Genomic DNA, 1,127 nt, shown 5'->3' on the forward strand with positions numbered 1-1,127 from the left:
GACACCGCGTCCTCACCCACCCCGACCAACCGCACCCGCAACGCCGAAACACCATCAGATACCGAGGACCCAGAGGCGCCACCGCCGGACGCCAGAGACACACCCGTCCACGAGAACGGCAACCGCGGCTCGCCGACCCCCTCCACATCGGGATCGACCAGCACCAGCGAGTGCAACACAGCATCCAACAACGCCGGATGCACCAGGAACCCCTCACCACCACCACCGCCGTGCGGCAGTTCAACCTCCGCGAAGACCTCCCCCGACCGACGCCACACCGCCCGAACCCCCTGGAACAAGGGCCCATAGTCATAACCAGCAGCACCGAACTCGTCATACAACGCCGACACATCCACCCTCTCCGCCCCCAACGGCGGCCAGACGTCCGCCGGGGCAGCCGACTCGTCTTTTTCGACGGGGGGTGCCACGACTCCGCGCGCGTGGACGCTCCACTCCTCGTCGGAACAGGAGCGGACGATCACCGCACGACGCCCACGCTCGTCCGCGCCTGCCACGCTCACGTGCAGGCGGACGTCCTCCTCTTCCGCCAGCAGCAGCGGCGCTTCCAGCACCAGCTCCTCCACGGCACCAGCACCGACCTCGGCTCCGGCACGCAGGGCCATCTCGACGAAGGCCGTGCCGGGAAGGAGGACCGTACCGAACACGGCATGCTCGGCAAGCCAGGGCTGCGACCGCAGCGACACCGACCCCGTCAACACCAGCCCATCGGAATCCGGCACCGGCACCAAAGCACCCAACAGCCCATGCCCAAGCCCCTCCAGACCCAACCCGGCCGCATCACCGACACCGACCCGCACCGGCTCCAACCAATACCGCTCACGCTGAAAGGCATACGTCGGCAGTTCCAAGAAGTCCGGCCTCTGCCCAGAGACGGGCCACTGCACCGCCAACCCCGCTACGAACGCCTCCCCCAGAGCGAGCATGAAACGCCGCTGCTCCTCCTCACCGCGGCGAAGCGTGCCCAGCACCACCGCATCAGCGCCCGCTTCCTCGACACTCTCCTCCACCGAGGCCGTCAACACCGGATGCGCACTCGACTCAACGAACACATCAAACCCGTCCGCAAGCAGAGCCCGAGTCGCCCCATGAAAGTCCACCGTCTGCCG

General features: G+C 67.6%; 1 protein-coding gene. It reads right to left on the reverse strand.

Features of this window, described 5'->3' with window-relative positions; all coding sequences use genetic code 11:
• A partial coding sequence (locus tag ACGFML_RS38130) for a polyketide synthase dehydratase domain-containing protein (RefSeq protein WP_393550554.1) occupies positions 1-1,070 on the reverse strand: 1,070 nt, incomplete at its 3' end.
• Positions 1,071-1,127 lie beyond the last annotated feature (57 nt).

Origin of the sequence: Streptomyces sp. NPDC048650 (genome assembly GCF_043199095.1) — a bacterium.
Classification (GTDB): Bacteria; Actinomycetota; Actinomycetes; order Streptomycetales; family Streptomycetaceae; genus Streptomyces.